Genomic DNA, 20489 nt, shown 5'->3' with positions numbered 1-20489 from the left:
GGCCCGCAAATCGACCTGGTCTGGGCTACCTCACACGGGCCCTTAACGAACGAAGGACAAAATCATGCGTCATAAATCGGGTGGCCGGAAGCTTCAGCGCACGAGCGCGCATCGCACGGCCCTGTTCCGCAACATGTCGGCCTCGCTCATCAAGCATGAGCAGATCACGACGACCGTCGCCAAGGCGAAGGAACTGCGTCCCTATATCGAAAAGCTGGTCACGCTCGCAAAGCGTGGCGGTCTGGCCAATCGCCGTCTGGCGATGAGCCGCCTGATGGACGACACGCAGCTCGTGAAGCTGTTCGACGTCCTCGCCGAGCGCTACAAGGACCGCAACGGCGGCTACACCCGCATCATCAAGGCCGGCATCCGCGCCTCGGACGCGGCGCCGATCGCGATCATCGAATTCGTCGACCGCGACGTCGATGCCAAGGGCCAGGATTCGGGCCCGGTGTTCAGCGACGAGGAACTGGAAGACGCGTAAGACGCGGATTTCCAGCGACACAGGATCAAGGGCGGTGCCGCGAGGCGCCGCCCTTTTTCTTTGCGGAACGCAGCGACAGGACCGGCATCAAATCCGCTTGCCCCACCCTTTTCCATCCTTACAGTGCGGCGCACGAATATTACTCCGACGATGAGGATCGCCTTGCCATGCCCCCTGCCCCTTTTCGCGCGCCGCTGGCGCTGGCCCTGCTGATGACCGCGCCCGGCGCCGCCCACGCAGCCCCCCTCGCAGCCGATGCCGCGGCCGCCGCCGCGCCGGCGCCCGCGCTTGTCTATCCGGCCACCACGCGCGGCGACACGGTCGATCCGCAGTTCGGCGTCGATGTCGCCGATCCCTATCGCTGGCTGGAGGATGATGTCCGTGTCGACCCCAAGGTTGCGGCGTGGGTCGCGGCCGAAAACAAGGTCACCGACGCCTATCTGGCGACGCTGCCGGGGCGCGAGAGCTTTCAGAAGCGGATGACCGAGCTTTATAATTACGAACGCTTCGGCCTGCCGCGCAAGGCGGGGACGCGCTATTTCTACAGCCGCAACGACGGGCTGCAGCCGCAATCGGTGCTGTTCGTCCGCGACGGGCTGAAGGGCGAGGGCCGGGTGCTGATCGATCCCAACGGCTGGGCAAAGGACGGCGCCACCGCGCTCGCCGAATGGGAGCCGTCGGAGGACGGCACGCACCTCCTCTATTCGGTGCAGGACGGCGGCACCGACTGGCGCATCGTCCGCGTCAAGGACGTCGCGACCGGCGAGGATACCGGCGACGAAATCCGCTGGGTGAAATTCTCGGGGCTCGCTTGGGCCAAGGACGGCAGCGGCTTTTACTATTCGCGCTTCCCCGAACCGAAGGAGGGCGAGGCCTTTCAGTCGCTCAACGAAAATCACGCGGTCTATTTCCACCGCCTCGGCACCGCGCAGAGCGCCGACACGCTGATCCACGCGACCCCCGGCAAGCCGAAGCTCAACAACAGCGCCGAGGTAACCGACGACGGCAAATATCTGCTCGTCACCGGGTCCGAGGGCACCGACGAACGCTATGCGCTGACGCTCTATCCGATCGGAGCGAAGGGCGCGGGCAAGCCGATCGCGCTCGTCGACGATTATGCGAACAATTGGGAATATGTCGCCAACCAGGGGACGCGCTTTACCTTTCTGACCAACAAGGATGCGCCGCGCGCGCGGCTCGTCTCGATCGATATCCGCAAACCCGGCGAGCTGACCGAGCTGGTCGCGCAGCAGGAGGCGACTCTGGTCGGCGCATCGCGGGTCGGCAATCGCATCATCCTCTCCTATCTCGGCGACGCGAAGTCGGAAGCCGAGATGATCGGGCTCGACGGCAGGCCGATTTCGGCGATCCACCTTGCCGACATCGGGTCGGCTTCGGGTTTCGGCGGCAATCCGAAGGACCCCGAAACCTTCTATGCCTTTTCGAGCTTCGCGACCCCGACGACGATCTATCGCCTCGATACCGTCACCGGGAAAAGTGACGTGTTCGCCGCACCCAAGCTGACTTTCGACCCCAAGCAATTCTCGGTCGAGCAGCGCTTCTACAAATCGAAGGACGGCACCGAGGTGCCGATGTTCATCGTCATGAAAAAAGGCCTCGACCGATCGAAGGGATCGCCGACCCTGCTCTATGGCTATGGCGGCTTCAACGTGTCGATGACGCCCGGCTTCTCGCCGACCAAGCTCGCGTGGATGGACGCCGGCGGCGTCTATGTCGTCGCGAATCTGCGCGGGGGAGGCGAATATGGCAAGGCGTGGCACGACGCCGGGCGGCTCGACAAGAAACAGAATGTCTTCGACGATTTCATCGCCGCGGGCGAATATCTGATCGGCGAGGGGATCACCGGCAAGGGCGAGCTCGCGATCGAGGGCGGCTCGAACGGCGGCCTGCTGATCGGCGCGGTCACCAACCAGCGCCCCGACCTGTTCGCCGCCGCGCTGCCCGCCGTCGGCGTGATGGACATGCTGCGCTTCGACCGCTTCACCGCGGGACGCTATTGGGTCGACGATTATGGCTATCCGTCGAAGGAGGCGGATTTCCGCAATCTTCTGTCCTATTCGCCCTATCATAATATCAAGGGCGGCACCGCCTATCCGGCGATCCTCGTCACCACCGCCGATACCGACGACCGCGTCGTGCCGGGCCACAGCTTCAAATATACCGCCGCGTTGCAGCACGCGGACATCGGCCCCAAGCCGCACCTGATCCGCATCGAGACGCGCGCCGGCCATGGATCGGGCAAGCCGACCGACAAGATCATCGCCGAAGCGGCCGACAAATACGCCTTTGCCGCGAAATGGACCGGGCTGGCGGTCGAATAGACTGCGGGGCGGCGGCTGGTTGGCCGCCGCCACCAAGCTCGCTTATTTGGGAGGCAGGCGGTCGCGGATCTCGCCCAGCCGGTCGTTGATGCTGAAGATCACCATGTAGATCTCGATGACGATGCGCCAGACCAGCGCGCCAAAGGCGAGCGCGATGATCGACAGGATCAGCGTGCCGAGACCGGTGGCCGCCGAATAGGACATCATCGAGATGGCGCCGATAATCGACATGAGGCAGGCCAGCGCGATACCGATCAGCCCCAGCCAATAGACGATCTTCAGCACCGTCGGTGCGACCATCTTGTCGAACTTGAAAAGATCACCGATTTCAAAACCGTTCATTATCTTCTCCCCTACTCCGACACCAGCATCGCGGCCCCTGCCCCGATGCCCCAACCCAAGCTTGCACGTTTTCCGCCGAATAGGAAGCCCGGGACGAAATCGGGGAATGTCGTTGCAAAACGCCCCTCGCACCCCGACATAGGCGGCATCATGTCCTATGCCCTGTCGTTCACCGCCACCGATCCCGCCGCACTCTGGGCCGAGGCCGCCGATGCCGCCGCCGCGCTCGTCGCCGGCGAACCCGACGGCATCGCGAACATGGCGAATGTCGCGGCGCTGATCTGGCAGGCGATCCCCGATCTTAACTGGGCGGGCTTCTATCGCTTCGACGGCACCGAACTCGTCCTCGGCCCCTTTCAGGGCAAGGCCGCATGCATCCGCATCGCGCTCGACAAGGGCGTCTGCGGCGCCGCGGCGCGGCTTCGCGAGACCCAGCGCGTCGAAGATGTCTTCACCTTTCCCGGCCACATCGCCTGCGACGCCGACAGCCGCAGCGAACTGGTCGTGCCGATCGTCGCGGACGGACGGCTGATCGGCGTGCTCGACCTCGACAGTCCGCACCCGTCGCGCTTCACCGCCGACGATCAGGCGGGGGCGGAGGCGCTGGTCGCCAGGATCGCAGCCACGCTCGCGTCCTGACCCAAATTGGCCTGACCCAAATTGGGACGCCAAACTCAGGGTTAACGGATTCGCGAAAATCGGCCCGATTTGCTAACAGGCTGTTAACCAATCGCTTGTCGTCGCGCTGCGCGGGCGACCGGCCGGGGTAGCAGGGAGTTGGGTATGCGGACGATTGTGCTTCTGGGCCTGGCGGCGGGAACGCTGCTGCTTGCGAGCCACGCGAACAGCGCCGAACCCACGGCCGACGAAACCCGTCTCGATTACGGCAGCCCGGCGACGCCCGACGCGCGCGTCTATACCGGCTATCCAGACCGCGTCCCGAGCGAGGTCGACTATCGCCAGGTGAACGGCACTTATGATGCCGAGGGCCGCTGGACCGGCACGTGGAACGGCACTTATGAAGCGCCCGACGGCCGCCGCTACGACGGCAGCTATGAAGGGACGGTCGAGGGCCGCCCGGGCACCGCCTATCCGCCGCCGCCCGAATATGATCGGGCTTATCGCGGCCCCTATCATGGCGGCTATGACGCGCGGGATGCGGAGATGGCGCGGCGCTGTGGCCGGGGGGGCACGGCGACCGGAGCGGTTGTCGGCGGAGTCGTGGGGGGCGTCGTCGGCAACCGTGTCGCCGGGCACGGCGACCGCGCCGCTGGAACGCTGATCGGCGGCGGTCTCGGCGCACTGGCCGGCGCCGCGGTCGGCAGCGCCGCCGACAAGAAGGCCTGCGACGAATGGTGGGCCAGCCGCGACCGCTATCGGCATGACGGATATCAGGGCGGATATTATCAGGGCGGATATGCCCAGAGCTACAGCTATGGCGGCTATGGCTATTATACGCCGGGCGTCGTCGTCACGACGATCATCCCCGGCGCGCCGGTCGTGACCGAACGGGTCGAGACCAGCACCCGCACCTATTATGAGACCGTGCCGGTGCGCAAACGCACGGTCGCCAAGCGCAAGTGGAAGCCGCGGCCCAAGCCGCGCTGCGCCTGCTGATTGCCCGGACAGGTCTGGTCGACTCATCTGGTCCTGATAGGCCCGTCGTCCCTCGGGATGGCGGGCCTTTCGCTTTATCGCGCCCCGATAACGGTTCAGCGCCGCGAAAGCATGGGGCGCCTAGAGCGGCGGGATTGCGGGCCGGATCGTCCTGGACCCCGCACGTGGGAGTGCCCCCTCGATGCGTAAATTCACCAGCTTTGCGACCGCGACGGCGATCATCCTGTCCTCGGTGGCCGCGGTTCCGGCCGAAGCGCGCGGCCGCTATGGTCATGGCGGCTGGGGCTATCGCGACCGCGATCATGTCAGCACCGGCGAAGTGATCGGCGGCCTGCTGGTCCTCGGCACCATCGCCGCGGTGATTGGCGCCGCGAGCAAGGACAAGGCCCAGCCCCGCGACCGCGACTATCGCTATGAGCCGCCCTATCGCGAGCCGCGCCAGGATGCGCCGAACTACGAACCGCAGGGCAATGACGATGGCGGCGCCTATGGCGCCGATACCACCGAGGTTCGCCCCTATGGCGACGGTGAGGCCGAAGCGCGGGCGTCCGATGCGTGCAGCTGGGCGGTCGAGGGCGAGATGGGCGACGACGCGCGCGTCGACAGCATCACCGGCACCGAGCCGAACAATGGCGGCTGGTATGTGACCGGCACCGCCTCGCGGCTCGGCGGCGAGGTGAAGAGCTTCGGCTGCAGCTATCGGAACGGGCGGGTCGTCGACGTCAGTTTCGGCTGAGGAACCGCTTGTTATCGCAAAAAGGCCCTTCGCGTCCGCGAGGGGCCTTTCCTTTATGAACCCCGCCAAAACCAAGGCTGAACCCCAGATAAGCGGGGGGTTCAGGACCGCGTCACGGCCGAATCGGTAAAAGGGCTCCAACAGGCCGCACGGGCGTGCCTGCGCTTATTGGAGACCGAACCATGGCTATGAAAACTTCCTTCACCAAGGCCGCGATGGGTGCGGCCACCGCCGGCGCGATGCTGGTCAGTGCCGCGCCCGCCGCAGCGCGCGACCGCTACGATCGCGACGGGATCGGCGCGGGCGAGATCATCGCGGGCGCCGTCGTGCTCGGCGGCCTCGCCGCGATCCTGTCGAGCGGCAACAACGACCGCTATGATCGTTACGACGATCGCTATCGGGGACGCTATGACGACCCGCGCTACGGATATGGCTATGACTATAATCGTTATGGCAACAGCCGCAGCGCCGTCAGCCAGTGCGTGCGCGCAGTCGAGCGCGGGACGAGCCGTTACGGCCGCACCGACGTCACCCAGGTGACAAGCATCGACCGCAAGCGCGACGGCTACAAGGTCAAGGGCCGCGTCGTCGTCCGCGACGGTTATGGCGGTCGCTGGGGCCGCGGCGGTTCCTATGACAAGGGCAAGTTCAGCTGCGACATCCGCTATGGCCGCGTCGTCGATATCGACTATTCGGGCCTGCGGTAAGAACGTCTCAACGCCCCTCCTCTTTTAGAGGAGGGGCTTTTCTTTGACCGCGTCGCGGGGCATGAAACCCCATGCTTCGTCACACCCTTGCAGCCGCGCTGCTTCTCGCCACCCCGACCATCGCCGTTGCCAGCGACGAAACCCCCGCCGCCGATCCGGCGCGGCTGAAGATGCTGGTCGAGAAACTCGTCTCGTTCGGCACACGCCATACGCTATCCTCCACGACCGATCCCAAGCGCGGCATCGGCGCGGCGCGCAATTGGGGCGCCGCCGAATTCGCGCGGCTGTCGAAGGCGTGCGGTGGCTGCCTGACCGTCGAGCGGATCAGCGACCGGTTCGAGGGACCGCGCGCGCCCGACGGCGTCATCGTCGAGGATGTGCTGGCGATTCAAAAGGGCAGCGACCCCGACCGCGTCATCATGATCGCCGGCCATATCGACAGCCGGGTGACCGACGTCATGAACATCACCGCCGACGCGCCCGGCGCCAACGACGACGGGTCGGGCACCGCGCTGGTGCTGGAGGCCGCGCGACTGCTGTCGCAGCACCAGCATCGCGCGACGATCGTCTATGCGCTGCTGTCGGGCGAGGAGCAGGGCCTGTGGGGCGGCAAGCTGCTCGCGCGCCATGCCAAGGAAAAGGGGTGGCAGGTCGTCGCGATGCTCAACAACGACATCGTCGGCAACACCCGCGGCACCGACGGCACGGTCGTCGACAACCGCGTCCGCGTGTTCAGCGAAGGCATCCGCGCGTCGGAGGATCTGGCGGCACAGCTCGCGCGGCGCGGCATCGGCGGCGAGGACGACGGCCCGTCGCGCGCGCTCGCCAAGGCGGCGGTGCGCGCCGCCGAGCGCCATCCCGCGATCGGGCTCGAGGTGCTCGCGGTGCGGCGCCCCGACCGCTTCCGCCGCGGCGGGGATCACTCGCCGTCGCTCGAACTCGGCTATCCGGCGATCCGCTTCACCGTCGGGATCGAGAATTACGACCGCCAGCATCAGGATCTGCGGACCGAGAACGGCCGCACCTATGGCGACACCGTCGATGCGATGGACTTTCCCTATCTCGCGAGAGTGACCGCGCTCAACGCTGCGCTCATTACCGAGCTGGCCGACGCGCCGCCCGCGCCGGCGCAGGTCGGGATCGACGGCGCGCTCAGCGCGAACACCATGGTGCGCTGGACGCCGGTCGACGGCGCGGCCGCCTATCGCGTCTATTGGCGCCGCGGCGACCGCCGCGACTGGTCCGATTCGCGGCTCGTTCCGGCGACGGCGGGAACCGAGCTCAATCTGCCCGGTGTCGTCGTCGACGATAATTTCTTCGGGGTTTCCGCGCTTTCGGAGGACGGTAGCGAAAGCATCGTGACCTTCGGCGGGCTTCCGCTCGTCCCATAAGGATCGAATACGCTATACGAAAATTTACCTTCCTGCGCTAAGACGCGGCAGGGACCAAAAGAACCGGCTCGCGTGGGGGTAGCCGGAGTTGATGGGTCGCACCATGCCAAGTCCCGAGGCCGCCGCCTCACCCACTCCGACCGAAAAGCGCCAGCCGCGCCAATCGCGGCTGGTGAAGGCGACGCTCAGCTGCAAGCGGCTCGGCGCGTTCGACGTCACGATCCGCAACGTCTCCGAAACCGGGCTCGGCGGCCAGGGCCCGCATGTCCTGCAGATCGGCGAGCGGATAACGGTGTTGCTGTCGGGCCATGAAGCGATGGCGGGCACGGTCCGCTGGGTCGCGGGCAAGCGCTTCGGCATCGAAACCGACCGGCCGATCGAAACCGCCAGCCTGCGCGCGGCGCGCGGCGACGACCTACGCACCGCCGACAGCACCGCCGACTTCCAGATCGTCCCCGCGCCCAAGCTCGATACCTGGCGGCCGGGACTGACGCAGGTGAGCCGGCTGCCCGGACATTATGGGCGGAAGCGGTGAGGCGTTAGCGACGCCCTGTTTGTGGAGAACTGCCGTGCCTTCGTTCGTCATCGCGGCCTGAAACTGGGGTCTGGTCGGCGCGAGGACTGCGCAATCATTCCAAAGTTCAGGAAAGTTCAGCCTACTGCATCGCCCCGACGTGGTCTCGCAGCGTGTTGGACGCACCCGGCACGCCTCGCCGTTGCTGCCTCCGAAAACTGGGCCACGACCGCCTTTATCCACCGAATGAAAGAGCCGGATGAAGGCTGGCATAGCCGGATAATGTAGGAAAGGCTTATTTGAAGGCGAGGTCGGCTTTTGGGGTAGGGAGTTGCCGTTCTTTTCCTTCGTCATCCCGGACTTGATCCGGGATCCCTTCATCCGGCGCTGAGAGAATGGATCCCGGATCAAGTCCGGGATGACGATACAAGTTAGGTCCGCTTCCGGTCGACAACCGTCATCCGTTCCCGCCCACTCGGCACGAAAAACCGGCGCGGATCGCTCCGCGCCGGCTCTCGGGTATAACTCGCGTCGGAGCTATGACTGGTGCATCAGGCGACCCGGCGCACTTCGTTGCCGTCGTCGTCGATGTCGCGCAGCACATAACCACGGCCCCAGACCGTCTCGATGTAATTTTCGCCGCCGCAGGCCAGCGCAAGCTTCTTGCGCAGCTTGCAGATGAAGACGTCAATGATCTTAAGTTCAGGCTCGTCCATGCCGCCGTACAGGTGGTTCAGGAACATTTCCTTGGTCAGCGTCGTGCCCTTGCGGAGCGAAAGCAGCTCCAGCATCTGATATTCCTTGCCGGTCAGATGGACGCGGACGCTGTCGACCTCGACCGTCTTGGTGTCGAGATTGACCGCGAGCTTGCCGGTCTTGATGACGCTCTGGCTGTGGCCCTTCGAGCGGCGGACGACCGCGTGGATGCGGGCGACCAGTTCGTCGCGGTGGAAGGGCTTGGTGACATAATCGTCGGCGCCGAAGCCGAACGAGCGCACCTTCGAATCCATTTCCGAAATGCCCGACAGGATCAGCACCGGCGTCTGCACCTTCGCGGTGCGGAGCTTCTTGAGCACGTCATAGCCGTGCATGTCGGGCAGGTTCAGGTCGAGCAGGATGATGTCGTAATCATAGAGCTTGCCCAGATCGAGGCCTTCCTCGCCCAGATCGGTCGTATAGACGTTGAAGCCCTCGGTGGTGAGCATCGTGTCGATCGCCTTGGCGGTCGTCGGCTCGTCCTCGATCAGCAGTACGCGCATTGGGCACCCCTTGATTCTATTCCCACGATGATCCCGCGACCCGTCCGCGCAACCCTCGCTGGATGTCGCCGACGCGCCCCTGTTGCAGGACTGCCGGAACATTAACCATGAAACCAATGAAGGGAAAAGGTTAATTTTGATTTAACCCGCAGGAATCCACGAGTCGCGACAGGCGTCGCATCGCCGCTCCGGCCGTTTCAACCTTCGCGCAGCGCCAGAAATCGTTCGTGTGCGCCGGTGCAGGAGGGCTTGAGCGTCTCGACAAGATAGTCCGAAAGCGCGCGCACGCGCGCCGGCCGCAGCCGCGACGGCGGCGACAGCAGGTGGAGATGCGCCTGCGGCAGCGACCAGTCGGTGAGGATCGGGACGACCGCCCCCGACGCCAGTTCCTCGGCCGCGATGAAGTCGGGCAGCACCGCGATCCCGCCGCCCGCGACGACCAGCGGCACCGCGATGTCGCCATTGTTCGCGAACAACGGCCCGGTCGGCAGCACCGTCGCCTCCTCGCCCTTGCGGTGGAAATGGAGCGGCGTCGCGCGCTGGCGGTGGCCGTAACCGATCAGCCGGTGCCCCGCGAGGTCGAGCGGGTGCTTCGGCACCCCATGTTTTTCGAGATAGGCGGGGCTCGCGATCACCGACGCCGCGACCGGCGCGATCGTGCGCGCGAGCAGGCTTGAGTCCGCAAGCGGTGCAATCCGCAAGGTCAGGTCGATCCCCTCGGCGACCGGATCGTTGCGCGCGTCGCTGAGCAACACCTCGATCTCGACCGCCGGGTGCCGGTCGAGGAAGGCCGCGAGCGGCGGGCCGAGCACCTTGATCCCGAAGCTCATCGGCGCCGCGAGGCGGATCGGACCCGCAAGATCGAGCCGGTCGCCGCGCGCCGCCTCGGTCGCCGCGGTCGCCGCCGCGACCATCGCGCGCGCCTCGTCGATCAGTCCCGTCCCCGCGGTCGACAGCGTCACGACGCGCGAACTGCGGTGGAGCAAGGTGATGCCCAGTGACGCCTCGAGCCGCGTCACCGCCTTCGAAACGCTCGCCTTCGACAGGCCGAGCGCGGCGGCGGCGGCGGTGAAGCTGCCGCCGTCGGCGACCGCGACGAAACAGGCCCAGCCTTCATAATCGGGAAGCGCCATGAATAGCCTTTCTTTACGTCATTGCGAGCGAAGCGAAGCAATCTCCAGCTATTGTCCGGCGTAAGGTCGATAGCTGGAGATTGCTTCGCTTCGCTCGCAATGACGCTCTATATGGAAACAATGGTTTTCCATCTACGCTATTTCAGAAACGATCCCAACGCCTATCTTGTCCTCAACAGATGAGCGCCGCCGGGCATGCAGCCCCGGGCGCGCCAAGAGAAAGGACAAGGTCGATGATCGACATTCGCAAATTCGACACGCTGGGGCACGCCGACCATGGCTGGCTCGACGCCCGTCATCATTTTTCGTTCGCCAACTATTATGACGAGAGCCGTATGGGCTGGGGTGCGCTGCGCGTCTGGAACGACGACGCCATCGCGGCGCAGGCCGGCTTTCCCCCGCATCCGCACCGCGACATGGAAATCATCACCTATGTTCGCAGCGGCGCGATCACCCACCGCGACTCCATGGGCAACACCGGCCGCACCGCGGCGGGCGACGTCCAGGTGATGAGCGCCGGCACCGGCGTGACGCACAGCGAGTTCAACCTCGAGGATGAGGAAACGACGCTGTTCCAGATCTGGATCATGCCCGACCGGAACGGCGGCAATCCCGGCTGGGGCGCGCGCCAGTTTCCCAAGGCCGACCGTTCGGGTCAGTTCGTGACGCTGGCGAGCGGAATCGAGGGCGATGAAGCGCTGCCGATCCGCGCCAACGCCCGTGTCGCGGCCGCGACGGTGAACGCCGGCGAGCAGATATCCTATGACCTCGAAGACGGGCGTCATGCCTATCTGGTCGCCGCCAAGGGCCGCATCCGGGTCAATGGCACGGACGCCGATCCCCGCGACGGCATCGCGCTTCGCGATGTCGGCACGATCGAGGTCGAAGCGCTCGACGACGCCGAACTGGTGCTGGTCGACAGCCTCTGAACCTCTCCCTCGGGCCGCCGCCGTCCCCCTCCCTCCCCGGCGGCGGCCCACCCCTTCTTCCTCCGCATCCAAGGAGCCCGAGATGAGCCACATTCTTCGCATCGACGCCAGTGCCCGCAACGCCGGGTCGACCACCCGCGCGCTTGCCGATCAGCTCGAACGCCGCCTGGTCGAACAAAACTATGGCGCCACTGTCACCCGCCGCGACCTCCATGTCGCGCCGCCCGCCTTCCTGAACGAGAATTGGGTCGGCGCCAATTTCACCGACGAGGCCGAGCGCAGCGACGAGCAGCGGGCACTGCTCGCTGCCTCGGAAGAGCTGATCGCCGAGATCGAGGCCGCCGACACGATCGTCATCACCGCGCCGATCTATAATTTCTCCATTCCCGCCGCGCTCAAGGCCTGGATCGATCAGGTAACGCGGGCGCGCCGCACCTTCCGCTATACCGATGCCGGCCCCGAAGGGCTGCTCACCGGCAAGCGCGCCTATATCGTCTTCGCCTCGGGCGGCGTTCCGCTCGGCAGCCAGGTCGATTTCGCGAGTGGCTACCTCAAGCATATCCTCGGCTTCATCGGCATCACCGACGTGACGATCGTCGCCGCCGACGGCCACCAGCGCGACGGCGAGGCGATCGCCCGCGCCGCCCAGGCGATCGACGGGTTGCAGCAGGCGGCCTGATCGCTCTCCCCCCGGGCCGCCGCCCTTCCCCCTCCCCCGGCGGCGGCCCACCCCCTTCTTCCCCATTCACCAAGGAAAGGACGACATGATGGCAAAGGTTCTGGTGCTCTATTATTCGAGCTATGGTCATATCGAGCAGATGGCCGACGCGGTCGCCGAGGGCGCGCGCGCCGCGGGCGCCGAAGTCGACATCCGCCGCGTCGCCGAGACCGCACCGGCGGCGGTGGTGCAGGCGGCGGGTTTCAAGACCGACACCGCGCACCCGCTGCTGAGCGATCCGAACGAGCTCGCGACCTATGACGCGATCGTCGTCGGCACCCCGACGCGCTTCGGCCGCATGGCGAGCCAGATGGCGAGCTTCTGGGACACCGCCGGCGGCGTGTGGGCGCAGGGCAAGCTCAATGGCAAGGTCGGTGCCGCCTTCACCTCGACCGCGTCGCAACACGGCGGACAGGAAACGACGCTCTTCTCGATCCTCACCAACCTGCTCCACTTCGGGCTGACGATCGTCGGGCTCGACTATGGCTATGCCGACCAGATGGGTGTCGACGAGGTCAGGGGCGGCGCGCCCTATGGCGCGACGACGATCGCGAACGGCGACGGATCGCGCCAGCCGAGCGCAGCCGACCTCGGCGGCGCGCGCTATCTGGGCGAGCGCGTCGCGCGGACCGCGGCGAAGCTGATCGCCTGATCCGATGCGCCGTCTCCCGAGCCTTTTCGTTTCGCACGGCTCGCCGATGATGGCGCTCGAGCCCAGCCCGGCGCGGACCTTCCTCGCCGGGCTGGGTGCCGATCTGCCGCGTCCGCGCGCGATCCTCGTTGTGTCGGCGCATCACGACGCGGCATTCGAAGGCGGCCGCGCGACCGTCACCGCATCGCCCGCGCCGCCGACCATTCATGATTTCAGGGGTTTTCCCGACGAACTGTTCGCGATGCGCTATCCCGCGCCAGGCGATCCGGCGCTGGCCGAACGCGTCATCGCGCTTGTCGCGGGACACGGCCTGACCGTCGCCGCCGACCCCGAACGCGGGCTCGACCATGGGGCCTGGGTGCCGCTGTCGCTGATCTATCCCGCTGCCGACATTCCGGTGGTCCAGCTTTCGATCGCCTCGAACGCTTCGCCCGAATGGCATTATGCGCTGGGTCAGGCGCTCGCGCCCTTGCGCGACGAGGGCGTGCTGATCATCGGTTCGGGGAGCATCACGCATAACCTCCGCGCCTATTTCACCACCCGCCCACCGATCGACGCCCCCGCGCCGGCGTGGGTGAGCGATTTCACCGACTGGATCGCCGACCGCCTGGCCGCGGGTGCGATCGACGACGTGCTCCACGCTGTCGAACGCGCACCGCATGGCCGCGACAATCATCCGACGCCCGACCATATCCTGCCGCTGTTCGTCGCAATGGGCGCGGGCGCCGAAGCGGACGGCCTCGCGGCAAAGCGGCTCCACGCCAGCGTGACCTATGCCGTGCTGGCGATGGACGCTTACGCCTTCGGCAGCAGCAGGCTCGCGTCGCCATAGCTGTAGAAGCGATAGCCGCCCGCGATCGCGTGGGCATAGGCGGCCTGCATCGTCTCCAACCCCATCAGCGCGCTGACCAGCATGAACAGCGTCGAGCGCGGCAGGTGGAAATTGGTCATCAACCCGTCGATCGCCTTGAAGCGATAGCCGGGGGTGATGAAGATCGCGGTGTCGCCTTCGAACGGCGCGATGACATCGTCGTCGCGGGCCGCGCTTTCGAGGAGGCGCAGGCTGGTGGTGCCCACCGCGATCACCCGGCCGCCCCCGGCGCGCACCGCGTTGAGCCGGTCGGCGGTCGCGGGGTCGATGCGGCCCCATTCGGCGTGCATGACATGGTCGTCGGTATCGTCGGCCTTCACCGGCAGGAAGGTTCCGGCGCCGACGTGGAGCGTCAGCGTCTCGGTCGCGATCCCCGCCGCATCCAGTGCGGCCAGAAGTTCGGGGGTGAAATGCAGCGCCGCCGTGGGGGCCGCAACGGCGCCGTCCTTCTCGGCGAACATCGTCTGATAATCGCTGCGGTCGGCGTCGTCGGTCGCGCGCTTGCCCGCGATATAGGGCGGCAGCGGCATCGTGCCTGCGCGTTCGAGCAGCAGTTCGACCGGCTCGTCGCCCGCAAAGGCGAGGACGAAGCTGCCGTCGGCGAGGCGCTGTTCGGCGACCGCCGCGACCCCAGAACCGAAATCGACCGTCTCCCCCGCGCGCAGCCGCTTCGCATTGCGGATGAAGGCCTGCCAGCGGCGGAGATCGATGCGCTTGTGGAGCGTCGCGCCGATCTTCGCCTCTCCGCGATGGCCCTCGAGCTGCGCGGGGATGACGCGGGTGTCGTTGAAGACGAGACAATCGCCAGCGCGCAGCAAGGCAGGCAGGGCGCGAACGCCCTTGTCGCTTATGGTGCTTCCTTCGACGACGAGCATCCGCGCCGCATCGCGCGGGCGCGCGGGACGGAGCGCGATGCGCTCGGGCGGCAGATCGAAATCGAAGGCGTCGACGCGCATGGAGGTTCGCGCGTCCCTTGGCGCTTAACGCTTGATCGGGGCGTTGAGCTCGTCGGCCGAGACCACGGGCGGCGCCACCGGCTGATCCTCGACCAGCGCAGAGGCGGGCGGCATCGGCTTGTTGTCGGCAGCGACCGACATCTGGACGATGCGCGACATCACCGCGGGCGGCTCGCCCTTATGGATCGCGTCGATATATTGCATCCCCGACACGACGCGCCCGAAAGCGGTGTAGCGATGGTCGAGGCTGAAGCGCGGCTGAAGCATGATGAAGAACTGGCTGTTCGCGCTGTCGGGGCTTTCGGCGCGCGCCATCGACAGCGTGCCGCGCAGGTGCGGCGTGTCGTTGAATTCGGCCTTGAGGTCGGGAAGCTGCGATCCGCCCTGCCCGGTCGCGGTCGGGTCGCCCGTCTGCGCCATGAAGCCGTCGATCACGCGGTGGAACTTGATCCCGTTGTAGAAGCCCGCACGCGCAAGCTGCTTCAGCCGCTCGACATGGTTCGGCGCGACATTGGGATAGAGCTGGACGACGACGCGCCCGCCCGTCGAAAGGTCGAGATCGAGCATATATTCGGGGTTATTGATATATTGGTCGGGCGTCATCGCCGGGACCGCGGGCGCGGCCTCGGCCGCAGGGGCCGCTTCGCCCGTCGCGGGCGCAGGCGCCGGCGTCTCGACCGGCGGCGGCGCGGGCTCGGCCGGTGCGGGCGCGGGCGGCGGGGCTTCGCTGCCCTGCGGCGCGGGCGCGGGGGGCACTTCCTGCGCGGCGGCCGACGCCGCGAGGCCGATCGCCATCGCCGTCAGGATCAGGGGGCGGAAGGAAAGTTTCATGCTGGATCGGCCTCTTGTCGAATCTGAATATGCGCCCCGCAGGCCGCGACCTAGCGGGAAAAAGCTGAACGCTCAATGATTGGGATGATACGCCGGATCAGGCTTCGCCCTGACGAAGGCCGCGTTCGTCGATCCGCGACACCACCGCATCGCGCACCGCAGGGGTCACGAACTTGCGGATATCGCCGCCGAAGATCGCGATTTCCTTGACGAGGCGCGAGGCGATCGGCTGCAAGCCGACGTCGGCCATCAGGAATACCGTCTCGATGCGGTCGTTGAGTTGCTGGTTCATCCCCGCCATCTGATATTCATATTCGAAATCGGCGACCGCGCGCAGCCCGCGCACGATGACGGTGGCGCCCTCGCGCTCCGCGAAATCCATCAGCAGCGAGTTGAAACCGACGACGCGGATGTCGCCGTCGATCGACGCGACCTCGGCCCTGACCATCTCTATGCGCTCATTGTCGTCGAACAAAGGCGATTTGGTGATATTCGTCGTCACCCCGATCACCAGCCGGTCGACGAGCTTCGCGCCGCGCCGGATGATGTCCATATGGCCGAGCGTGATCGGATCGAACGTCCCCGGATAAACCCCCACCCGCATCAATGATCCCTTTCCACCACATAGCGCGCGATTGCGCGCAGCAGCGCCGCCTCTTCGCCGAAACCGGCGAGATGCGCAATCGCCTGATCGACGAGCAGCCGCGCCTGCTCGCGCGCGCGGTCGAGCCCCATCAGCGTGACGAAGGTCGCCTTGCCCGCCGCGTCATCCTTATGCAGCGCCTTGCCCGCGAGCGCCTCGTCGCCTTCGACATCCAATATGTCGTCGGCGATCTGGAAGGCGAGCCCGATGTCGCGGGCATAGCCGCGCAGCGGCCGGCGCCCCTCGGCGGGAACGCGCGCGAGGATCGCCCCCGCCTCGACCGAAAAGCCGATCAGCGCGCCGGTCTTGAGCTGCTGAAGCCGGGTGACGGTCGGCAGGTCGAAATCGGCGGTCTCGGCGACCAGGTCCATCATCTGCCCGCCCGCCATGCCCGACGGTCCCGCAGCGCGCGCGAGTTCGCAGCAAAGCTCGGCGCGCACGAACGGGTCGCCGTGCGTCGCGGGGTCGCAGAGCCATTCGAAGGCGAGCGCGTGGAGCGAATCGCCCGCGAGCACCGCGCTCGATTCGTCATAGGCGCGGTGAACCGTCGGCTTGCCGCGGCGCATGTCGTCATCGTCCATGCACGGCAGATCGTCGTGGATCAGCGAATAGACGTGCATCGCCTCGACCGCCGCGCCGACGCGCAGGCTGGACGCGCGATCGACATGGAACAGATCACCCGCCGCGCGGACGAGCAAGGGGCGGAGCCGCTTGCCGCCCGCGATCGCGGCGTGGCGCATCGCCTCGTAAAGGCGCGCGCGCGGATCGGCGGGGATGGCGAGCAGCCGGTCGAACAGCGCGTCGATCCCGGCGGCGACCTCCTCCTGCGCGGCGGGCAACAGATGCGCCGCCTGGGTCGTATCGCCGTCGGCGAGAGCCACCCGGCTCAGCTTTCGCCGAAGGGCGTGGTTCCCGCCGGCTGGCCGTCGGCGCCCAGGCTGACCTGTTCGATCCGCGCCTGCGCCGCGGCGAGCCGCGCTTCGCAATGCTGGCGCAGCGCATGGCCGCGTTCGTAGAGCGCGACCGATTCCTCGAGGCTGACGTCGCCGCTTTCGAGCCGGCGGACGATGGTTTCGAGTTCGCCCATCGCGGCCTCGAACGACATTGGAGCGATCGGGGCGGTAATCTGCGGTGCGGGGGTGTCCGTCATGCGTCTGCTTTGGCCCCTTCGGCCCCCCGCGGTCAAGTGCGGTGACGCTTGACGCCGCCGTACGCTACGATAGCATCGCCTGCATGTTCATCGGCCATTTCGCCCCTGCCCTGATCGCCGCCACGCGGCCGAGGGCGGCCGGGCTCGGCACTTTGTTCGTCGCCGGACAGCTTGTCGACATCGGCTTCGCCACGCTGCTGATCCCGGGGGTCGAGGCGATGCGGATCGTTCCCGGCATCACCGCGATGAACCCGATGGACCTTCACCACATGCCCTATACGCACAGCCTGCTCGGCGCCGCGCTCTGGGCCGCGGCGTTCGGTCTGCTCGTCTGGTTCGGCACCAGGCGGCGCGAGGCCGCGATCGGCGCGGCGATCGTCGTCCTCTCGCACTGGTTTCTCGACCTGATCGTCCATATCCCCGACCTCACCCTGTTCGGGGCGCCGCCGAAGCTCGGGTTCGGCCTCTGGAACCATCCGCTGGCCGAAATGCCGCTGGAAATCCTGTTGACCTTCGGCGCGCTGCTTTATTATGCGCGGCGCACCGCGGCGCCCTCGGGTTCTATCCGGCTCTGGGTGCTCGCCGGACTGCTCGCGCTGGTGCAGGCGATCGACTGGTTCGGATCGAAGGAGCCCGTCTATTCGATCTCGATCCCGGCCACGATGCTCGCCGCCTATGCCGTGCTGGCGGGCGTGGCATGGTGGGCGGGCGCAAACCGGCGGCCTATCATCGGGGCATAAAAGCCATCAAGGGTCTGTTCCTATCGCGCGCGCGCGGCTAAAGGCGCGCCATGACTCAGACAGCAGCCGCGCCCGCCTCCGTCATCACTCCCGAGATCGTCGCCGACCACGGCCTCTCGCCGGAAGAATATGAGCGCGTCCTCGCCGCGCTCGGGCGCGAGCCGAACCTGGTCGAACTCGGCATCTTCTCGGTCATGTGGTCCGAGCATTGCAGCTATAAAAGCTCGCGCATCCATCTGAAGAAGCTGCCGACCGAGGCCCCCTGGGTGATCTGCGGCCCCGGCGAGAATGCCGGCGTCATCGACATCGGCACCGGCGCGGACGGCAAGAAGCTCGCCGCCATCTTCAAGATGGAGAGCCACAACCACCCCTCCTACATCGAACCCTATCAGGGCGCGGCGACCGGGGTCGGCGGCATTTTGCGCGACGTCTTCACCATGGGCGCGCGGCCGGTCGCGAACCTCAACGCGCTGCGCTTCGGGCGTCCCGACCATCCGAAGATGAAGCACCTCATCTCGGGCGTCGTCCACGGCATCGGCGGCTACGGCAATTGCGTCGGCGTCCCCACGGTCGGCGGCGAGGTCAATTTCCACAAGGCCTATGACGGCAATATCCTGGTCAACGCGATGACCGTCGGCGTCGCCGAGCAGGACAGGATCTTCTATTCGGCCGCGAGCGGCGTCGGCAATCCGATCGTCTATGTCGGATCGAAAACCGGCCGCGACGGCATCCACGGCGCGACGATGGCGTCGGCCGACTTCGGCGAGGATGCCGAGGAAAAGCGCCCGACGGTGCAGGTCGGCGACCCGTTCACCGAAAAATTGCTGATCGAGGCGTGCCTCGAACTGATGGCGTCGGACGCGATCGTCGCGATTCAGGACATGGGCGCCGCGGGCCTTACTTCCTCGTCGGTCGAAATGGCATCAAAGGGCGGCGTCGGGCTGCACCTGAAGATGGACGATGTGCCGCAGCGCGAGACCGGCATGACGGCGTATGAGATGATGCTGTCCGAATCGCAGGAACGCATGTTGATGGTCCTGAAGCCCGGCCGCGAGGATTTCGCCGCCGCGATCTTCCACAAATGGGAACTCGACTTCGCGGTCATCGGCACCGTCACCGACACCGGCCGCATGGTGCTGGAGCATAAGGGCGAGATCGTCTGCGACATCCCGCTCGCCCCGCTCGCCGACGACGCACCGCTCTACGATCGCCCGCACGTCCCGACGCCGAAGGCCGCGCCGCTGACGAACGTGCCCGAAACCAAGGACGTCGCCGCCGACCTCAAGACGCTGATGGGCACCCCCGACATCGCCAGCCGCCGCTGGATCTGGGAGCAGTATGACAGCCAGGTCGGCGCCGACACGGTGCAGACCGGCGGCGACGCGGCGCTCGTCCGCATCCATGGCACGGGCCGCGCGCTCGCGATGAGCACGGATTGCACCCCGCGCTATTGCTATGCCGACCCGGTCGAGGGCGGCAAGCAGGCGGTCGCCGAAACGTGGCGCAACATCACCGCGGTCGGCGCGACGCCGCTCGCGATCACCAACTGCCTCAATTTCGCCAACCCGCAGCGGCCCGAGATCATGGGCCAGATCACCGGCTGCCTCGACGGCATGGGCCAAGCGTGCCGCGCGCTCGACTATCCGATCGTGTCGGGCAACGTCAGCCTCTATAACGAGAGCAAGGCAACCGGCGGCGGCAGCGCGATTCTGCCGACCCCCGCGATCGGCGGCGTAGGGGTGATCGACGACCTGTCGAAAGCCGTCGGCATCGGCTTCAAGCGCACCGGCGACATCGTGCTCGCGGTCGGCGAACGCATGGGCCATCTCGGCCAGTCGGTGTGGCTACGCGAGATTCACGGCCGCGAGGAAGGCCCGCCGCCGCCCGTCGACCTGCGCGCCGAGAAACGCACCGGCGATTTCATCCGCCACGCGATCAATGCGGGCTGGATCACCGCCTGTCACGATGTGTCGGACGGCGGCGTCGCGGTGACGCTCGCCGAAATGGCACTGAAGTCGAACATTGGCGTGCTGGTCAGCGAGGAACAGCCGTTCGGCATCGCCGAGAGCTTTTTCGGCGAGGATCAGGGGCTGTATCTGGTCACCGTCTGCGACACCTGTCTCGCCGACTTCCTCGACGCCGCGAACCACGCCGACGTGCCGGTCGATCCACTCGGCCGCACGATCAAGGATCGCATCGTCTTCGAACTGCCCGACAGCGACCATCAGGTGACGCTGGCGGAATTGCGCGCGGCGCATGAGGGATTCTTCCCGGCGCTGATGGGGGCCGACGCGGCGCTCGCCTGAGACTCGCACAAAGCCACGAAGCCACAAAGAGGGCGCGTAGCTGCGACGTCGACATGCGCCGATAGCGCGCAGCATTGTAACGGACGCCCTTTGCAAAGGGCGACGAACGTCTGAGCGGCGCACCCTCTTTGTGGCTTCGTGGCTTTGTGCGAGACAAGGAAATCAGCA

General features: G+C 66.6%; 22 protein-coding genes. 14 read left to right on the top strand and 8 right to left on the bottom strand.

Going from position 1 to position 20489, the window contains the following annotated elements:
• Positions 1-64: 64 nt before the first annotated feature.
• Together rplQ and VHO04_RS02470 are read left to right on the top strand one after the other, a co-directional pair.
• Positions 65-484 (top strand): 50S ribosomal protein L17, encoded by a 420-nt coding sequence (rplQ, locus tag VHO04_RS02475; RefSeq protein ID WP_297661357.1) that lies wholly within the window; start codon positions 65-67, stop codon positions 482-484.
• A 167-nt stretch (positions 485-651) separates the two neighbouring features.
• The gene (locus tag VHO04_RS02470) at positions 652-2826 is read left to right on the top strand and encodes a prolyl oligopeptidase family serine peptidase (protein WP_329626887.1); all 2175 of its coding nucleotides are present in this window, start codon (positions 652-654) and stop codon (positions 2824-2826) included.
• A 42-nt stretch (positions 2827-2868) separates the two neighbouring features.
• Here VHO04_RS02470 and VHO04_RS02465 read toward each other — a convergent pair whose 3' ends face one another.
• A complete protein-coding gene (locus VHO04_RS02465) occupies positions 2869-3168 on the bottom strand; it encodes a DUF4282 domain-containing protein (protein ID WP_257544587.1) in 300 nt (99 codons plus the stop codon).
• Positions 3169-3318: 150 nt separating this feature from the next.
• Between VHO04_RS02465 and VHO04_RS02460 the strand changes: the two genes are divergently transcribed.
• The 6 genes from VHO04_RS02460 to VHO04_RS02435 all read left to right on the top strand — a co-directional run bounded on the left by VHO04_RS02460 (position 3319) and on the right by VHO04_RS02435 (position 8154).
• Positions 3319-3807: a GAF domain-containing protein gene (locus VHO04_RS02460; RefSeq protein ID WP_329626886.1), complete on the top strand. Its 489-nt coding sequence runs from the start codon at positions 3319-3321 to the stop codon at positions 3805-3807.
• Positions 3808-3951: 144 nt separating this feature from the next.
• Complete coding sequence (locus VHO04_RS02455; protein WP_329626885.1) at positions 3952-4785, top strand: glycine zipper 2TM domain-containing protein; 834 nt, start codon at positions 3952-3954, stop codon at positions 4783-4785.
• Between the two features lie 181 nt (positions 4786-4966).
• On the top strand, positions 4967-5521 hold the full coding sequence (locus tag VHO04_RS02450; RefSeq protein WP_329626884.1) for a hypothetical protein: 555 nt from the start codon (positions 4967-4969) through the stop codon (positions 5519-5521).
• Between the two features lie 182 nt (positions 5522-5703).
• Entirely contained in the window at positions 5704-6228 is a 525-nt protein-coding gene (locus VHO04_RS02445) for a hypothetical protein (protein ID WP_329626883.1), read from the top strand.
• 71 nt (positions 6229-6299) lie between these two features.
• Complete coding sequence (locus VHO04_RS02440; RefSeq protein WP_329626882.1) at positions 6300-7619, top strand: M28 family peptidase; 1320 nt, start codon at positions 6300-6302, stop codon at positions 7617-7619.
• Positions 7620-7722: 103 nt separating this feature from the next.
• Complete coding sequence (locus tag VHO04_RS02435; RefSeq protein ID WP_329626881.1) at positions 7723-8154, top strand: PilZ domain-containing protein; 432 nt, start codon at positions 7723-7725, stop codon at positions 8152-8154.
• Between the two features lie 530 nt (positions 8155-8684).
• On the opposite strand, the gene ctrA is transcribed toward VHO04_RS02435, so the two are convergent.
• Both ctrA and VHO04_RS02425 read right to left on the bottom strand, forming a co-directional pair.
• Positions 8685-9392 carry a response regulator transcription factor CtrA gene (gene ctrA, locus VHO04_RS02430; RefSeq protein WP_257544603.1) on the bottom strand — a complete coding sequence of 236 codons (708 nt, stop codon included), beginning with the start codon at positions 9390-9392 and terminating at the stop codon, positions 8685-8687.
• Between the two features lie 197 nt (positions 9393-9589).
• Positions 9590-10525: a LysR family transcriptional regulator gene (locus tag VHO04_RS02425; RefSeq protein WP_329626880.1), complete on the bottom strand. Its 936-nt coding sequence runs from the start codon at positions 10523-10525 to the stop codon at positions 9590-9592.
• Between the two features lie 233 nt (positions 10526-10758).
• On the opposite strand from VHO04_RS02425, the gene VHO04_RS02420 reads away from it, so the two are divergent.
• From VHO04_RS02420 to VHO04_RS02405, 4 genes are all read left to right on the top strand, one after another.
• Positions 10759-11454, top strand: coding sequence for a pirin family protein (locus tag VHO04_RS02420; RefSeq protein ID WP_329626879.1), 696 nt, complete (start codon positions 10759-10761; stop codon positions 11452-11454).
• An 82-nt stretch (positions 11455-11536) separates the two neighbouring features.
• Complete coding sequence (locus VHO04_RS02415; protein WP_329626878.1) at positions 11537-12133, top strand: FMN-dependent NADH-azoreductase; 597 nt, start codon at positions 11537-11539, stop codon at positions 12131-12133.
• 88 nt (positions 12134-12221) lie between these two features.
• Positions 12222-12824: an NAD(P)H:quinone oxidoreductase gene (wrbA, locus tag VHO04_RS02410; protein ID WP_329627014.1), complete on the top strand. Its 603-nt coding sequence runs from the start codon at positions 12222-12224 to the stop codon at positions 12822-12824.
• A 4-nt stretch (positions 12825-12828) separates the two neighbouring features.
• On the top strand, positions 12829-13656 hold the full coding sequence (locus VHO04_RS02405; RefSeq protein ID WP_329626877.1) for a class III extradiol ring-cleavage dioxygenase: 828 nt from the start codon (positions 12829-12831) through the stop codon (positions 13654-13656).
• Here VHO04_RS02405 and queA read toward each other — a convergent pair.
• The 5 genes from queA to VHO04_RS02380 form a co-directional block, all read right to left on the bottom strand.
• The gene (queA, locus tag VHO04_RS02400; protein WP_329626876.1) at positions 13620-14651 is read right to left on the bottom strand and encodes a tRNA preQ1(34) S-adenosylmethionine ribosyltransferase-isomerase QueA; all 1032 of its coding nucleotides are present in this window, start codon (positions 14649-14651) and stop codon (positions 13620-13622) included. The two genes, VHO04_RS02405 and queA, sit on opposite strands and share 37 nt — an antisense overlap.
• Positions 14652-14675: 24 nt before the next feature.
• Positions 14676-15482, bottom strand: a complete 807-nt coding sequence (locus tag VHO04_RS02395; protein WP_329626875.1) for a peptidylprolyl isomerase — start codon at positions 15480-15482, stop codon at positions 14676-14678.
• A gap of 97 nt (positions 15483-15579) precedes the next feature.
• Positions 15580-16086 (bottom strand): pantetheine-phosphate adenylyltransferase, encoded by a 507-nt coding sequence (gene coaD, locus VHO04_RS02390; RefSeq protein WP_329626874.1) that lies wholly within the window; start codon positions 16084-16086, stop codon positions 15580-15582.
• Positions 16086-17006, bottom strand: coding sequence for a polyprenyl synthetase family protein (locus VHO04_RS02385; protein ID WP_414713072.1), 921 nt, complete (start codon positions 17004-17006; stop codon positions 16086-16088). The genes coaD and VHO04_RS02385 overlap by 1 nt, the downstream gene beginning before the upstream one ends.
• 5 nt (positions 17007-17011) lie before the next feature.
• A complete protein-coding gene (locus tag VHO04_RS02380) occupies positions 17012-17275 on the bottom strand; it encodes an exodeoxyribonuclease VII small subunit (RefSeq protein ID WP_257544623.1) in 264 nt (87 codons plus the stop codon).
• A gap of 83 nt (positions 17276-17358) precedes the next feature.
• Here VHO04_RS02380 and VHO04_RS02375 point away from each other — a divergent pair, with 83 nt between their 5' ends.
• Together VHO04_RS02375 and purL are read left to right on the top strand one after the other, a co-directional pair.
• Positions 17359-18015, top strand: coding sequence for a hypothetical protein (locus VHO04_RS02375; RefSeq protein ID WP_329626873.1), 657 nt, complete (start codon positions 17359-17361; stop codon positions 18013-18015).
• Positions 18016-18065: 50 nt separating this feature from the next.
• Positions 18066-20321, top strand: a complete 2256-nt coding sequence (gene purL, locus VHO04_RS02370; protein WP_329626872.1) for a phosphoribosylformylglycinamidine synthase subunit PurL — start codon at positions 18066-18068, stop codon at positions 20319-20321.
• Positions 20322-20489: the final 168 nt, after the last annotated feature.

It is taken from the genome of Sphingopyxis sp., assembly GCF_036261875.1.
In the GTDB taxonomy this organism is placed as follows: Bacteria; Pseudomonadota; Alphaproteobacteria; order Sphingomonadales; family Sphingomonadaceae; genus Sphingopyxis.
This window is presented reverse-complemented; position numbering and strand designations above follow the sequence as displayed.

Bases quoted from the DNA above. Each gene is read 5' to 3' on its own strand.
- rplQ (WP_297661357.1), top strand. From the start codon at position 65: ATGCGTCATAAATCGGGTGGCCGGAAGCTTCAGCGCACGAGCGCGCAT.
- VHO04_RS02470 (WP_329626887.1), top strand. From the start codon at position 652: ATGCCCCCTGCCCCTTTTCGCGCGCCGCTGGCGCTGGCCCTGCTGATG.
- VHO04_RS02465 (WP_257544587.1), bottom strand. From the start codon at position 3,168: ATGAACGGTTTTGAAATCGGTGATCTTTTCAAGTTCGACAAGATGGTC.
- VHO04_RS02460 (WP_329626886.1), top strand. From the start codon at position 3,319: ATGTCCTATGCCCTGTCGTTCACCGCCACCGATCCCGCCGCACTCTGG.
- VHO04_RS02455 (WP_329626885.1), top strand. From the start codon at position 3,952: ATGCGGACGATTGTGCTTCTGGGCCTGGCGGCGGGAACGCTGCTGCTT.
- VHO04_RS02450 (WP_329626884.1), top strand. From the start codon at position 4,967: ATGCGTAAATTCACCAGCTTTGCGACCGCGACGGCGATCATCCTGTCC.
- VHO04_RS02445 (WP_329626883.1), top strand. From the start codon at position 5,704: ATGGCTATGAAAACTTCCTTCACCAAGGCCGCGATGGGTGCGGCCACC.
- VHO04_RS02440 (WP_329626882.1), top strand. From the start codon at position 6,300: ATGCTTCGTCACACCCTTGCAGCCGCGCTGCTTCTCGCCACCCCGACC.
- VHO04_RS02435 (WP_329626881.1), top strand. From the start codon at position 7,723: ATGCCAAGTCCCGAGGCCGCCGCCTCACCCACTCCGACCGAAAAGCGC.
- ctrA (WP_257544603.1), bottom strand. From the start codon at position 9,392: ATGCGCGTACTGCTGATCGAGGACGAGCCGACGACCGCCAAGGCGATC.
- VHO04_RS02425 (WP_329626880.1), bottom strand. From the start codon at position 10,525: ATGGCGCTTCCCGATTATGAAGGCTGGGCCTGTTTCGTCGCGGTCGCC.
- VHO04_RS02420 (WP_329626879.1), top strand. From the start codon at position 10,759: ATGATCGACATTCGCAAATTCGACACGCTGGGGCACGCCGACCATGGC.
- VHO04_RS02415 (WP_329626878.1), top strand. From the start codon at position 11,537: ATGAGCCACATTCTTCGCATCGACGCCAGTGCCCGCAACGCCGGGTCG.
- wrbA (WP_329627014.1), top strand. From the start codon at position 12,222: ATGGCAAAGGTTCTGGTGCTCTATTATTCGAGCTATGGTCATATCGAG.
- VHO04_RS02405 (WP_329626877.1), top strand. From the start codon at position 12,829: ATGCGCCGTCTCCCGAGCCTTTTCGTTTCGCACGGCTCGCCGATGATG.
- queA (WP_329626876.1), bottom strand. From the start codon at position 14,651: ATGCGCGTCGACGCCTTCGATTTCGATCTGCCGCCCGAGCGCATCGCG.
- VHO04_RS02395 (WP_329626875.1), bottom strand. From the start codon at position 15,482: ATGAAACTTTCCTTCCGCCCCCTGATCCTGACGGCGATGGCGATCGGC.
- coaD (WP_329626874.1), bottom strand. From the start codon at position 16,086: ATGCGGGTGGGGGTTTATCCGGGGACGTTCGATCCGATCACGCTCGGC.
- VHO04_RS02380 (WP_257544623.1), bottom strand. From the start codon at position 17,275: ATGACGGACACCCCCGCACCGCAGATTACCGCCCCGATCGCTCCAATG.
- VHO04_RS02375 (WP_329626873.1), top strand. From the start codon at position 17,359: ATGTTCATCGGCCATTTCGCCCCTGCCCTGATCGCCGCCACGCGGCCG.
- purL (WP_329626872.1), top strand. From the start codon at position 18,066: ATGACTCAGACAGCAGCCGCGCCCGCCTCCGTCATCACTCCCGAGATC.